The organism is Sphingopyxis sp., assembly GCF_016793825.1.
GTDB lineage: Bacteria > Pseudomonadota > Alphaproteobacteria > Sphingomonadales > Sphingomonadaceae > Sphingopyxis.
This window is the reverse complement of sequence record NZ_JAEULM010000048.1, coordinates 68,042-81,844: the sequence shown is the minus strand read 5'-3', so window position 1 is coordinate 81,844 and position 13,803 is coordinate 68,042. Positions and strand designations below refer to the sequence as shown.

The 13,803-nt window shown below is 59.2% G+C and carries 6 protein-coding genes and 1 tRNA gene; 1 reads left to right on the top strand and 6 read right to left on the bottom strand.

The features are described 5' to 3' along the window. Positions 1-242: 242 nt before the first annotated feature. Positions 243-2,222, bottom strand: a complete 1,980-nt coding sequence (locus tag JNM03_RS16965; protein WP_294038428.1) for a hypothetical protein — start codon at positions 2,220-2,222, stop codon at positions 243-245. A gap of 192 nt (positions 2,223-2,414) precedes the next feature. Between JNM03_RS16965 and JNM03_RS16960 the strand changes: the two genes are divergently transcribed. Then, positions 2,415-2,490: transfer RNA gene (locus JNM03_RS16960), tRNA-Thr, on the top strand. Between the two features lie 77 nt (positions 2,491-2,567). Here the strand turns inward: JNM03_RS16960 and JNM03_RS16955 are convergent. The 5 genes from JNM03_RS16955 to JNM03_RS16935 form a co-directional block, all read right to left on the bottom strand. Continuing rightward, a complete protein-coding gene (locus tag JNM03_RS16955) occupies positions 2,568-5,714 on the bottom strand; it encodes a helicase-related protein (protein WP_294038426.1) in 3,147 nt (1,048 codons plus the stop codon). After that, the gene (locus JNM03_RS16950) at positions 5,666-7,528 is read right to left on the bottom strand and encodes a phospholipase D family protein (protein ID WP_294038424.1); all 1,863 of its coding nucleotides are present in this window, start codon (positions 7,526-7,528) and stop codon (positions 5,666-5,668) included. Before JNM03_RS16950 ends, JNM03_RS16955 begins: the two co-directional genes overlap by 49 nt. Continuing rightward, entirely contained in the window at positions 7,518-8,684 is a 1,167-nt protein-coding gene (locus JNM03_RS16945; RefSeq protein ID WP_294038422.1) for a DUF6361 family protein, read from the bottom strand. The genes JNM03_RS16950 and JNM03_RS16945 overlap by 11 nt, the downstream gene beginning before the upstream one ends. 102 nt (positions 8,685-8,786) lie before the next feature. Next, entirely contained in the window at positions 8,787-10,208 is a 1,422-nt protein-coding gene (locus JNM03_RS16940) for an S-layer homology domain-containing protein (RefSeq protein WP_294038420.1), read from the bottom strand. A 446-nt stretch (positions 10,209-10,654) separates the two neighbouring features. Beyond that, complete coding sequence (locus tag JNM03_RS16935; RefSeq protein ID WP_294038418.1) at positions 10,655-13,753, bottom strand: SNF2-related protein; 3,099 nt, start codon at positions 13,751-13,753, stop codon at positions 10,655-10,657. Positions 13,754-13,803 lie beyond the last annotated feature (50 nt).

Genomic DNA, 13,803 nt, shown 5'->3' with positions numbered 1-13,803 from the left:
ACGACAACGCCGCCGTGCGGTCAGCGCGGCGTCAACATCGGAGAACAGACGCGCCCTTGGCGGAGCCGCAGGCGGGGCGGCGTGCGCGCGCAGATGTGCTTTGCCGCCGCCCCGCCAAGACCAGCGAGCCAAGAGCGCCGCGCGGCAACCCAAGCAAACGTGTGACCTCTGGCGGCAGCCTGCCGCCGCCAGTGCGCGCTCATTTGAGGCCGCGCTCCATCTACTGACGAATTCAATTCCCGTCAGGTCTCCCAAGCCTGATTAAGCACAACCGCTGCCAACGCCGATTTATCGTGCGGGAAGAATCGGCCGTAGTGCTTCGCGACTATTTCCGGGCTGTCCTGAATGGCGTAGCCGGCCTGCTCGTATGATCCGGTCTTCTTGAGCACGTGGGTAGCCAGAACGTCGCGCACATTGTGCGGACCGTGCGGAAGCAAGCCCTTGATCGCGCCACGGCCGGTATAAGGATTGTAAATCCCATAACGCTGGATCGCCAAGCGCCAGGCATCGTAGAAACCGACCTGACTATATGCAGCATTTTTGGTGGTCAGCTTGGCAGACTTCACGAAAAAGGTCTTCGGATCCTCGGCGCCCCCAAGCAGGATTTGCCGATCCCGCTCCAGATAGAGATCGATGAACTCATAGAGCCGTCCGAGATCGGGCAGCAGCAGGCGATAAGGCTTGCGGCTGAAAAAGGATGAGGACGCATTCTTGAAGGCAACCGCCGGAATAAAGACCTCCCATCCGCCCGACAGATCATTCCATCGCAGCTCACCGCACTTCAGCCTTTCGAGCTGCTTCTCGCTGCTGTGGTGCCCGCCCCGGACGCAGAGGCGAAGCTGGCGCAGATTCTTCTGCCGCAGGCCAAGGTGCAGTCCGAAACGCAGCATCAGAAAAGCGCGCAAGGCCTCGGCCGCGGCTTTCGGATACCGACGTGCACTAGGCATCCGATCGAGTATCTCCTCGGTGATCTTGCGATATTCGCCGACAGGGCTCTCCGCTTCGAGGATGGGCAATATGGGCTCGAAAGGATCGCGATGAACCTTCGCGACGCGCTGGACGTCCTTCTTTCGATTCAGCGCATAGATGGTGAAGCGGTCACAGACCGCATCCCAGTCCCGCCGCGCCTCATCGACATCCGCAGCTGAGATCAAACCTTCAACGGGCTGCAGCGCATCTGCGAGGTCAGAGTGCTGCCGCATCCAGCCCGTCTTGTCTCTCGCAAGCGAGAGCGCGAAGTCGAGCATATTGATTTCCCAGCTCGTGTAGAAACCGCGGCGATCTTCGCGCCAATGGAGATACCAGTCCCAAAGAGACGGGAAGAGAAGCATGGCGAGGCACAGCCGATCGATCGGAACGCCGAGCCCCTTGATCTCGCCGTCGGCCGGAGACCGCAACGCGCCGAAGAGCAACCCGAGATGCTCCAGCTTCTGCGACGCCGTCTCCTCGCCCCACATGCCTTGGCGTAGAAGCCCGGAAGGAGCCAGGGTCGAGGTTTTGAACGCGATGAGGCGACCAACTTCTTGCTGGAGATGCAAAGGTGCATCCCGGCAGACCAATTCCGTTCCCTCGTCCGGATCAGCCTTACCGGAGCCGCCACCCTGCCGAACACGACCCTTGCCAATGATTCCCGGAAAACGAAGCGAGAAGCGCTGTTGCGTCGCTTCGCGCTGGAAGCGCCGATAATCTGTCGCGCCCTCGATGATCACCGACCGCACCCACGCCAATATCTCCTCGCGCTCGCGCTTGGGGCGTTTCGAGAAATCGCTCGGAAGGTGCCAAGCAAGCCGGCGACGCTCGGCGATCGTAAGTTTCGCAATGGCAGGCCGCGCAGCGGCCCGGCCGGTCCGGTCCAGCTTCGCGTGGAAATAGCCCGCCGGGAGGCGATAGCGGCGCTCGATTCTTTCGAGGACAGCAAGGCTTTCTATGGTCCCCGGAGATTTTGCACCGACAGCCCACGTCTGAATCGTCTTGCGGTCGGTTTTGTCGCCGGGACGGATGATGGCGCGATGGAGATGATTGCAGCTGTCGCCGTGCCGCATCATGTGCAGCGCGAGCGCTTCCGGAAAAGTCGGTGGATCGGTCCAGTCCTCGGCCGACGGCTCGGGGAATTCGACAATCGGCTTAGGCTTGGGTCCACGCTTCAATTTGGGCCGAAGGACGGTCTCCGCTTCGTCATTGACGGATATGTGGGATGGCCGTTCTGCCGACATTGTGGGCATGTTTGATAAGCTCCTGAAATGGGGTGTGGAGGGGCGCCCGATGCCAGAAGCCCATTTTAAAAGAGGAAAATGCCATGCGGCCGGGCCAATGCAGCCACGCGGGGCCCTCAAACACGGCCGGTATGATCGAAAACAGATTCTGCGCGAGGAGCTTGTCTTACCATCGGCACGCTGGTAGAGGCGCCCCTCGTTGCCGCTTTAGCTCAGTTGGTAGAGCACATCATTCGTAATGATGGGGTCACAGGTTCGAGTCCTGTAAGCGGCACCATCGACCCCATAATTCAATGATTTAAGCCTTGAGATGGCGACAGGTCGATCCGTCTGCCCCCAAATCGGTGCGAGCGCCTATCCTATCGCATCCTCGGGCGGACGAAGGGATAGCTGGAGCGAAGATAGCTCGGCGATTTCTTCTTCGGTCATCCCCGAGAATAGTTCGATGAGTTCGTCCTGCCTTGGCTGACCAAAGGCGAGACGATAAGTCGCCAGCGACTTTTTCAGATTGTCATAGCGTTCGACCTCGCGGCTGAAGGGCGGCATGAGGACGACGCGCTCGATCTTCGAGCCGCCAGGGTAAATCCAGTACGGGATAATGTCTCCGGCTCCACCGGAAGCGATTTCATCGGCTTGAGCCGCGGAGAACATCGCTGTCCAATGCGACCGCTGCGTAGACAATAACTCCGCGGTTCCGCCTTGGACCGCCGCTACATTGCGCCGCACCGCATGGCTTTTGAAGCGATGCACCCGTCCCTCTCGTTGCTCGATATCGACCGGATTTCGCGGAAGGTTCCAATGAACAATTCGAGCGCAATAGGGATGAAAATCGAGACCCTCTTGTCCGATTGAAGTCGAGGCAAGAACAAATGGCCGAAATGGCGATTTAAAGGCTGCCTGCACCAGCGCGGTTCGCCGAATCCCCTTCTCTTCTTCTGCATGTGTCGCAAATCGCATCGCGAAGCGCGCTCTGACCTCGAACGTCTCATCGTGCAATCGCGAGCGCCCAGCAGTCCAGTGATCCAGCGTGATCTGGGCGGGCCTCAGCGCGACAACCTCAATCAATTTCGAAGCAATGAGATGGGCTCGCTCGCCCGGTGCATATTGCTCGGCGCGCTCGGCCTCGACCAACAGATGCAAATATTCATCAAGGACGGCTTGCAAATCGTGGCTCGACGCATGCGTCGAAATCAATCGCCAGTAATTGACCGGCGAGTTTTCCTCGAGAAGCGCTCGGGTTTCGGGCTGATTGTAGAGACTTCGAAAACCGAGCGCGATCGCCATGGCAGCGCCCAGGAGTTCGGGATCGTCAGGATCAAGCTCCGGGCACACGCGCGCAAGCGCCCGGAGCGCGCACGTCGCAGGCGAACCGAGGGCAAGCTCCGCAAGCATGTCGAGACATTGTCGAGAGTCGGCGTCGCCCTGATGATCTTCACTCCCGAGCGCGTCGATTATGGCCGTGATGGTCCTAGCCATTGCTTCATGGTCATCATGCCCTTCATGCTCGAACGCCGCCAAGTCCTCCCAATTGACCGCACTTCCCAATTCGATGTCCACAAGGAGAGGAAGCAGCCGGTCAGAGCGACCCGACATTCTTTCGAGGATCGAAGCGTCCATTTTCTCGGCGAGAACTTGTCGCGTTTGGGCAAGCAACTCGGCACGATGAGTCGCTCGGCCAAACCTTGCCTCGAGCGCCAATGGATCGACCAAAGTGGCAAGCGCCGGCGAAGGGCAAAGCATCGGCAAAAGCTCTTCGACGCCGATCGGCCGGCCAGTCCGGCTGGCAGACTCCGGAGACATACCCATGCGTCGGCTTGCCTCATGAGAAAGGAGCGCCGCTATCGCGTCGGGAACCATCGACCAGTCTGAAAACACAAGTGACTTGGTAGCAGCAGAGGCTTCGCCGAATGAAGGGCGCGAGGGCGGGATCCAGAGTGCCTTGTCGAGTCCCTCCCCGAAAGCCGTTCCCGCTAGGGCACGCATCCGGGAATTGCGAAGCGGAAGCTCGTCATATGCCTCGATCTGCTCCTTGGTAATCAGGTGGCCCTGGACGTTCCGAATGGCGCTCCGCAGCTCTTTGGCTGGCCGAAGCTTCAAGGCTTGAAGCTTGTCGCGTAGCTTATACCCTCGCATGAAATTGAGGAGATATGGGGCCGATTTCCAATATTCGATCACGGAAGGCGCACCCACCAGATCGGCGATCTTGGACACCTCTCTGACCTCCTCAAGATCGCCCGTTTCGACCGACAGCTTAGGCCGGTATTCTCTCACGAGCGCGTTGCGATCTTCGGTTCGGTCAACTCTCTCGGTCCGGGCGATCACCTGAGATAGCGTGGAGTGGAGCTTGTCGCGCCTATCGCGCGCGAATTGCTTGGTCGCCGGCATCGACTGCAGCGCTCGCCGGAAGTCAGCGAGTTCCACCTCAAGGTCGCGCACGCGGCGTTCACCGTCGATATCGCCGAACAGAAACCGCATCGTTCGGAGGAAGTCCTTATAGTGGTCACCCTCTTCGGCATCGTCGCTGCTGATCGTGAGCATCCGGTAAGGCGTCGCCGAAAGCAGCAACAGGCGCGCCTTTGAGCCATCGTCTCCGCGATAGGAAAAGAGCGCGCGCGCCAGTTCAGCTGCAGCGGCCTTCTCAGGGGCTAAGTCCGCATCATGCTCGTGCAAAAGCTCGGCAAATCGCTGGAATTCATCCAGAATGATAAGATCAGGAGTCAGCGCATTGACGCAAACTCGGGCAAGTATGCGCCTAAGCTCTCCAATGAGAGCGGCCGGACGCTGGTCGGGCGAATAATGCGGATTTTGACGGCTCCGGGCAATTTCCGCCGCCGTCCGAATCCGCTCGATCAAGCCATCATCAACAGCAGCATTGAAAAGCTGCGTGATATCAGCCGAAATGTCTTGCTCGCGAATCCAGTCAATCCAACCGGGCCAGTTTTCTTCTGCCACGCCGCCGCGAAAAATGCGCTGCACGCCTCTATGTCGTAATCCGATACGCTTTCTGAGCATCTCGAAGATCAGTGCCCGCTCCGTCGCTGTTCCAAGTGACGACTTCAAATCAAGCGCAGTGCCCGGTGTCAGGCTAATCAGGTTCACCGGCCTTGAAGCAATGCCGCCTTGCCGTTCAATCTCCAGGGGCAGAAGCGTGAGCCGTGTATTCAGAGGCTTCGCATCGGAGCCGACGACGTTGAGCGCCTTGATATTCTGCTCTGCTATCGCCTGATTGGAGCAGATATAAACGATATCGATCCGGTCAACCTTGCCAGTCAGTTCCTCGATTGTCTTCGCGATGAGACCTCGCGCGACCATCGTCTTTCCGAGCCCGACTTCATCGGCGACCAAAAACTGATCGGTAGGCGATGGCTCCGAGAACAATCGCCGAAAGACATAGTCTACGGTAGCACGCTGAAAGGGTTTCAGGACGGCGAGATGAGGGTCAGCTTTATAGGTCATCGGCGTGCCTTCGATGATCCGAGAAGTGGCGCGAAGCTCGCCCATAGTTCCCTGAACTCCTCTGGAACGATATTCCCATCGCCCTCGGGGCTATCCAGACGCCTGAGTAGCGCATCGATCTCCCTCAGCTCATCGCCGCCCATATTAAGCGCGCGGACCATTGGCTCCAGCAACGAGCTTCCGCCCTGTCCGAAGCGCTGTAGCCACTGCCCTTCACCGGCGGCTTCGCCTTCGAGGAAGCTGCCTTCGCCCAGGCTTCCCAGCAGAAGGCTAAGATACCGAAAAAAATTCTCCGCGTTCGCAATATGCGCGCTGAGCACTGCAGCATCCCGGCCCTCAGGGAGGTCGACAAGGCGCGCACCGAGCGTAAAGGAGCATTCCATGTTCGTCGGCTGATGGTGCAGGCGCACCCCCAGCCACCGGGTGACATCACCCAACGGCAAGTGACCAACAGCGAGGGGAACCCGTGCCTGAAACAAGGCCGCCGCATCATGCCCGCTCAGATTGGCAACGGTAATCGGACGAAGGAAGCAGGCGACGCCGTCCGGGAGTTCGACGACTGGCACGGCTCCGGCAACGGAAACCTCGAGGCCGACCAGATCACCCAGCTCGTTACAATTGAGATCCAGAGGCACGGCCGCAATTTCCCGCCGCAGGCGATCGAGAAGCTTTTCGGCCGCCAATCGCGCGTCTTCGGTTGGAGCCTCGGACGGTTCGTACGGTATCAACAGGCGCTTGAAGCCTTCTGAGAAGAGCGCCTGCTCAATGGTTCCCATCCGGGTTTTCGGTCCATCGAGCTCAGCCATGACCTCGACATTCTGCGTCCGCCCGCTCTTCGTCGGGACAAGTGCCGCCACTGTTGCATTGGCTGAACCAAGGTGAATGTGAAGACGCGAACCGCGCTCAACGACATAAGCCTTTGCATGAAGACCTTCGAGATTGCCGGTATCTGCGGCCTCCTCATCCCCTTCTTCAAATTCCGTCGCGCGGCTATCAAGGGTCTGGACTTGAAACAGCGATCGAACGCTCGAGTTCAAACAGTCCAGCTCCTCCGGTCGCGCAATAAGCTGGGAGGCGCCAGGTTCGGCATATCCGTCGACCAACCACTTCAGGGCCTCGTTGCTTACAAAAGGCGATAGAATGGCTATTCGCTCGCCCTTTTTAGGCTCCCATCGCTCTGTACCCAAGCCGTTCACTGCAAAGCTAATGCGGGTCGCTCCGGCTGGCAAATCGCTCCACCAGCAATGCTGAAGATCACGGACCAGCGAGCGAAGAAACGCCGGTTCGGTCGGGCGGGTCGAACGATTAGCCAATCCTGGAAGCGCTCTAAGAAGCCTCGCAATCGGTTCATTAGAGCCATTTTCCTCATCGTAATCCACCGTGCCGTCGAGGCAGAGCGCGAGGTCCCAACACCGATCATTGGTCAGGTTACGAGACAAGATGGCCAGCCTCATGCGGACCGGCTCGCCTCTCTTTTCGGGCTGAAAGCGGAGGCACCAGAGTTTCGGGTGGAAGGCGCCGCCACCGGGCGCCGAAACTTCCACTATGCTCTTCTCATATAGCGCCATAAGCCGCGCGGCGTTGGGGTTGGCGGACTTGATCCGCCCGCGGTCGCAGTAGATTGCGATGCGCTCCGCCATCCGCTCGACGCTTTGCAGCAAAGCCAACGGACTCCGAAGCATCTCGTCGCGATTTTCGGCATCTCGAAACACAATGGCGATGGGAATTGCGAGCGCCGTTTCAAAATCGAGTGAATAAGTGGTCGCCACGGCATGATCGAAGCGGTAGCCATCGGGCGCACGCATCATAGCCGTGTAGAGCTCTCGATTTTCTGGGTCAAAAGCTGGATCAGGCTGCATCGACCAGTTCCGTCAAATAGCTTCGGGTAATTCCCCAGCGAAAATCCAGTCGCGCATGTCCCGATGCGCCCGACCATCGTTCAAGCGGCCCATCGTGAAGCAACCGTGCCTTCCCGCGCTTCAAACCGTGCTCCCGGCGCTTGAGCAACTCGATTGCACGATTGTCAGACTGAAGCGCGACGCCTTGCTCCCGCGCAAGACCTATCCATTCTCGAATGAACGAGCGCGTCGGCGGCCGCAAATTATGACTCGTTCGTCCGATAAGTGCAAAAAGGCCATCCACATCCCAATCATCTAATTTGAGCTGTTGCAGGCCGTTGTGCCAATCCTCGAGCTCATCGGTGTAGCGGCCGCATAATTCTTCGGCCTCAGCGTGCTTGCTCGCATTGGGATTGTCTCCGGCGCGGCGCGCTAAAAGGAGATTGTAGAGCACGCTCGCACCGTACATTACGCCGGAGAAACGCTCCGCATGATCGAGTATTGCACGGTTCGCATCGGATATGTTTCGCGCGACAATCTGCCATGGCCATTGTTCGTTCCGTTCTCCGCCGTCGGCAGCGAGCTCATTGAGCAAGCTCGACTTCGCGCTGATGGCGAAACGGTCCCTAAGAAAATCCGCCTCTTCGCCATCGAGGTCAAAGTCGCACTTTTTGAACAAGCCGTCCGGCGGCTCTGGAAGATTTGACGACCAAAGCCGCAGGTCATGATCCCGAAGACTTTCAGGTCCGTAGGAAAGAAAGGTGTTCGGGGTACCAGCCATTGACCGGATTCCAAGTGTATGAAGACCGGCCCAATAGACGCTGGACGCAAGACGTTTAAGATTTCTGCCCGCGTCGCGGCCAATGACGCCGGTCGTCTCACCACCCGCCAAGAGCGCCTCGCTCAATTGAAATTCAAGGTCGCGTGCGAATGCGACGCGCTCGGCAGGCGTGCCCTTTTGACGTTGTGCCTCGCGATAGATCCATGGGATGAACAGCATATAGCGAAGTCGGGTTTGAATCGTGCTCGTACCCGGGAAGAGCAAGTCGGCTATCGCGTCACGAACGGTCCCTAGGCCGAGCTCATCCCGCGCCTCAGGCTGCTTGAACAGATCAATAAGAGTCTGCGCTCGCCGGCGCTCGTCCGGGTCAAAATCTATCCAGGCCAGATAGGACATATCGTTCCTTCAAGTTTCGGCGTTTGATGAGGTGCAATCGACCGATGACAAGTCGTTGGGCGTAGAGGAGGCGCCGAGAGGCGAGAGATGCCCGCGAGGCCCCTACACTTGGTCTTTCCCGATCATCGACGGAAAGCCATCATCCCCCAGCGGCAGCGGTTCGATCTGTGACGGTAATTTAATGCGCAAAATGTCCGGCTCATCTTGCGCCAAGCCGTAAGCCAGCAACAGCCGCCCAGAATCACAGCGTTTGCGCGTCATATGCTTCGGCGGTTTCGGCCTGTAGATTTTTCGATCTCCGAGAATTCGGCCCGGCATGCTGTCGACAAAGGCGGCGTGAACCTCGGTGGCGCATCCCCCGCCAGTCGTCACGAGCTGCACCGGCTCGCGGCGCAAGCTCGGCCTGAAACAACCGGGAGCAACCGTCGGAAGGCAGGCTCGCTTGTATACGAGGTTGAACTGGTGATCGCAGGCTGACCGGAAAACCTTATCGTCGATCTCGGCTTCGCGCGCTGTGTCGAGCGCCGCCGCACCCAATAGTTCGACGCCGGCCGAGAAGGCTGCAATGTTGGTACCTTCATCATCGTCATTGAGGTTGAACGCGACGATATCGAGGGTCGAGGCTCCAACATCCACCAGCACATGCGACCGGCGGTAAGATGTCGGCAATTTGGCATATCCGGCCAAAGCCGCGCAAAGCTCGGGAACTACGATATAGCCGGGCGGAAGCTCGCCGGATGAAGCGCGATAAGCCTGCCGCACCTTGTCCAAACTAAGGTTGGTGCAATCGGCAGCAACCACGCGCGCGGCGCTCAGGATACGCCGGAATATTCCGAATGAGGCGGCGTCATCGTGAGCTGCGGTCGGGATGCCAAAATTGAAAGAAAGAAAGTGCGATCCGCCGACAGGGCCAAGCGGTCGGGTCTCGGCGTACCAGCCGGTCAGATGCGCCATATGCAGCGCGATGAAGGCAACGGCCGCATCGGCACGGGTTACGGGAACTTCCGGCCGGATACGCTCACCGTCATAGCCGGCAATGATCCCCGTCTTGAAACCGTCAAGCGGCGTCGCGTTGTTCGACGGGACCAGCGAAAACTCCTGACTGTCAGGATCAAACCAGATCACGGTCTGCCACAGATAAGGGTGATCTCGCGATCGCAGCTCCTTCGGAACCTTCATTGCCGCGACCGGATCATCAGCGGCGTAGGGCTGATGAAAAACCACCTTCAGCGAGCTAGTGCCGAAGTCAAACCCCACTAGGTAGCCGCTCTCGTCGCGCTCAGGTCGCTCGGCGAGCAAACGGCTCCCGGTAGCGATATGATCGCTAATTTCCCGCGCAACAGCAGTGCGAACCGAAATCGCTCGCGCTTCAATCGCCGGCGTCGACCTCTTTACGACATCCCGGATATGATCGAACGCCTCCTCCACCGGACTCTTGCGGCTCTTGGGCACTTCGACGGGGGCTCCGGCAGACTGCGGCGCCGAGACATTGCTGCGGGAAGCCTCATCGGCATGGTCGGTCACCGGAGAGGATGGGGGAACCGGCGGCAAGCTGGCTTCATCGCGTTGCAGCCTAGCCCGTGCCGCAGGCGTCAGGTCCCCGACCAGGGCTGGAGGCGTGCGTGATGGCCGAACTGGAACTTTGGAAGGATCGATCTCCCGTTTTGGGGGGCGAGATTTCTTCGACACCTCGATCGCCCGGCCCCGCCGATCGACTATGCCATTCCCAGGCTCCAATCCACTCGGCGTCCGTCCGGCTTCGGAGCCACCGTCGTTGAAGGCATGTCTAGCGAGCATTTGTTGCTCCATGTCCGAAACGTCGATCGGAGCACGGCTCTCAGAGGCACTGCCAGCGGGCTGATGACGGCCTGCCCCCGCACCGTTGCGCGGAGCCCGCGCATTTTCGCGCATGGCCGCTTGCAGCCCGCTCAGCTGGTCTGCGAGGCTTGTTGGGCGACGATCCTTTGCCATCATGGCTTCTCCAACAGATCAACGATGGCGAGGCCGACCAGCTTTGGCTCATCGTAACTGAAGGATTCTTCGCGCCGCTGTATCTCGTTGAGCTTCAGGTTGAGCCGGGCCATCAGCTTCTCGAGCTTGCCCTGCACGGCGTAAACGAGTTGCTGGCGTTTCGCGCTGCCGGAAAAGCGATGCTCCCTGATCTGGGTCTCGGCCCGTTCCTGCTCGCGCCGTGCATGTTCCTCGATCAACGACCGCTGCGTGTCGACGAGATCATAATGCCGGGCTGCTTCGGCGTTCTCAAAATCGGAGCGTGCCTCCCTGAGCGATTGAGCCAGATCTTCGACCGTGGGCATCGCCGCAAGACACTCGTCCGGCGGAAGAAGATTGAGCCGCGGCTCTTCCGACAGTGCTTCGTGCAAAATCCGCTCGGCGACCTCCTCGGAAAGCGCCACCCGTCCTCCGAGCGCAGCTCCTACAAAGGCGAGCTTGTCGACCGGCACTATGCCTTCAACGGACCATCGCTCGATGGCGATAGCGTAGCGTCCAGCAGGCACGCCCCATTCTTCTCTCACCGGAATCTGAAATGCAGTGACAGGTCGCGCGAGGGAGCTTCCCTGCTTTCGGTCGAGCATCTGAGCGCTGAAACGCGACAATGGATGGGTCATCGGAATGGCTTCGACACCGCGAAACCGCGACGGGTTCGGATTGCTACCGAAAATGCTCCTGACGACGCTCTCGCGTGCAAACTTTGTCGGATAGCGCCGGGCGTTGTTGTTTCGAAACTGGTTGAATTCGGCGGCCGCGGCGGCGGACAGCCGGATATCGTAGGCCTCGATCTCCATATTGGCTGCCCGATCAATTCGGGTTCCCCGATAGGACCCGGCCAAGATACCAGCGACATAGTCGCGCAGATCCGCTGCGGTGAGGCGCTTGTGCGGCGCCTGCGCATCGTTGATGCGCTGCAAAATGCTGTCACCGTGCGCAACCAGCCCTGGCGCCTCGCGCTCAAGCTGCTCCGCTTGGGCCTTGCGCTGTTCGGCCGCGAGCACAGACCTATCAAGCTCGATCGCGCGTTGCTCGACAGATAGTTCGGGATTGACGAGCGCAATCTCGATATCGCGAATGATATCGCCCAAAATAGGCTCGAAATCTCCGAGCGCCGTCCGGATGATGCCCAACCGCTCGTACAGCCGGTCATAGACCTGCTCTTCGATGGTGTCCTTCGAGATCAGATTGATGATGTCGATCGACTGCGACTGCTGTCCGATGCGATCGATACGACCAATCCGCTGCTCCACCTTCATGGGATTCCAGGGCAAGTCCCAGTTGAAGAGGATACGGCAAAACTGAAGGTCGAGACCTTCACCGCCTACTTCGGAGGTCAAAAGGATCGTACCGCCCGGCGCATCCCCGAACAGGTTCACGATCGACTGGCGATCCCCCGCCACACCCCCATGCAGTTCGAGAACCTCGAAACCCTTGGCACGCAGCTTCTGTTCGAGGTGAGCGATCGATTTGCGGAAGCTGCTGAAGATGATGACCTTTTCGTCGGGCGTTTCCGCACGAATGTGTCTTAGCCATTCGGCTAGACGGTCAAATTTAGTGTCACTCGCTTCCAGCGCACGTAGGCGAACAGGATCGTCGCAAATCTCTCCCAGAGCTTCCGTCAGGGGGCCGGGCATGGGTCCACTCGATCCGGCATCATCTTCCTCATCGAGTGTAAGCTGGCCGCTTCGCGTGCCCCAATGGCGATATGCCGCAGGCAGACTCGAGGCCAGTAGGCGCTGGGTCTGAGCGAGGAGAAAACGCTCGTTGATGTCATGCCTGTAAGCATAGGCCTCGATCCGAGCCGTCGCTTCGTCATAAAAGTCCCGTTCGGCCTCAGTCATTTCCCATCGCGCCGTTCGAGGTCGCCGCTCAACCTTGAACTCGGCAACATCACGCCGGCGGGTGCGATTGATTATCGAGCCGAGAAGGGACATCTCTTCGAGACGTGCAGCGATCTTGATGCGGTTTGCCGGCGTATCCTCCACTCCCTTGGCGAATTCTTCGCGCAAGCGCTCCAAGCGGCTTCCGGTCTTGAGCACCTGACCTTCTGGCAAATCCGCGACAAGGGCCGCGACGCTTGCCATCGGAACCTTTGGATTTCGCGCAGATTCCCACGCAGCCACATAGGGCGCGTTTTCTTCCTGCAGCATGTCAAACAGCCACTCGCGTTCGAAGGTATCGGGATCGATAAGCTTGAGCAGGGCGCGCAGGTCATTGGCTCGGAGGTTGATCGGTGTGGCCGACAGAAACAGGCTATAGTCAGTCACGTCGGTGACCAACTGACCGAGTTGATGGTTCATCGTGTCGGTATTGCGCAGATGGTGCGCCTCATCGATCACAACGAGGTCGAATAGATCGTCGCCCGCTTCCGCGAGATATTCTGCCAAGTCGGCGCGCGGCCCACTGACATCTTCATCGGGATCGCTCCATCCTTTGGGCGGACGCAGGCTCGGCATGGATGCAATGACCGCAAAGCCCTCCCTATGTTCGCTGTCATCTTTGAGGGTCTGAAGCAGCCCCTTGGCATCTTTGATCTGTGCGAGGACGTTGAACTTGCTGCGCAGTTCGTCGCGCCACTTCTCGCAGAGCGGCTTGGGGCAGATGATCAGGAGACGGCGACAATCGAAGCGGGCGACAAGCTCCGTCCACACTAGCCCGGCTTCGATCGTCTTTCCGAGACCGACCTCATCAGCGATGAGCAAGCCCCGGGACGGCGAATTGAGGAGCTTCAATACAGGCTTGAACTGATAGGCGTGAAACTCCGTGTTGGTCGCACCCAGGCTGTAAATCATGTCCGCAAGGCGGCCGGTCATCCGAAGATGCGTGATAACCCGTCTGAGATCGCCAGGTGCCGACAGCTTCCCACGCTTCAAATCTTCGAACGGATCAGCGATGGCCAGGATCGCTTCGAGCTGCGCGCTCGGAACTTTCCGGCGGCCCGTCGGGAAGTCGATCCAAAGAAAGGTGCGCCCGTGGACTTCTTCCGCAGGCTCTCTCCCGACCGTCCCGACAGTTGACGGGTCATTTTTTAAGCGAACAAGTTCACCAGTCGAGAACATCTACTTCCCTTCCCCCAAGGAACGTCCCTGCGTCCCAGTAATCGCCGGGC

Excerpts from the sequence above, each read along its gene's own strand:
- JNM03_RS16965 (WP_294038428.1), bottom strand. The coding sequence starts at position 2,222 with ATGCCCACAATGTCGGCAGAACGGCCATCCCACATATCCGTCAATGAC.
- JNM03_RS16955 (WP_294038426.1), bottom strand. The coding sequence starts at position 5,714 with ATGGGCGAGCTTCGCGCCACTTCTCGGATCATCGAAGGCACGCCGATG.
- JNM03_RS16950 (WP_294038424.1), bottom strand. The coding sequence starts at position 7,528 with ATGCAGCCTGATCCAGCTTTTGACCCAGAAAATCGAGAGCTCTACACG.
- JNM03_RS16945 (WP_294038422.1), bottom strand. The coding sequence starts at position 8,684 with ATGTCCTATCTGGCCTGGATAGATTTTGACCCGGACGAGCGCCGGCGA.
- JNM03_RS16935 (WP_294038418.1), bottom strand. The coding sequence starts at position 13,753 with ATGTTCTCGACTGGTGAACTTGTTCGCTTAAAAAATGACCCGTCAACT.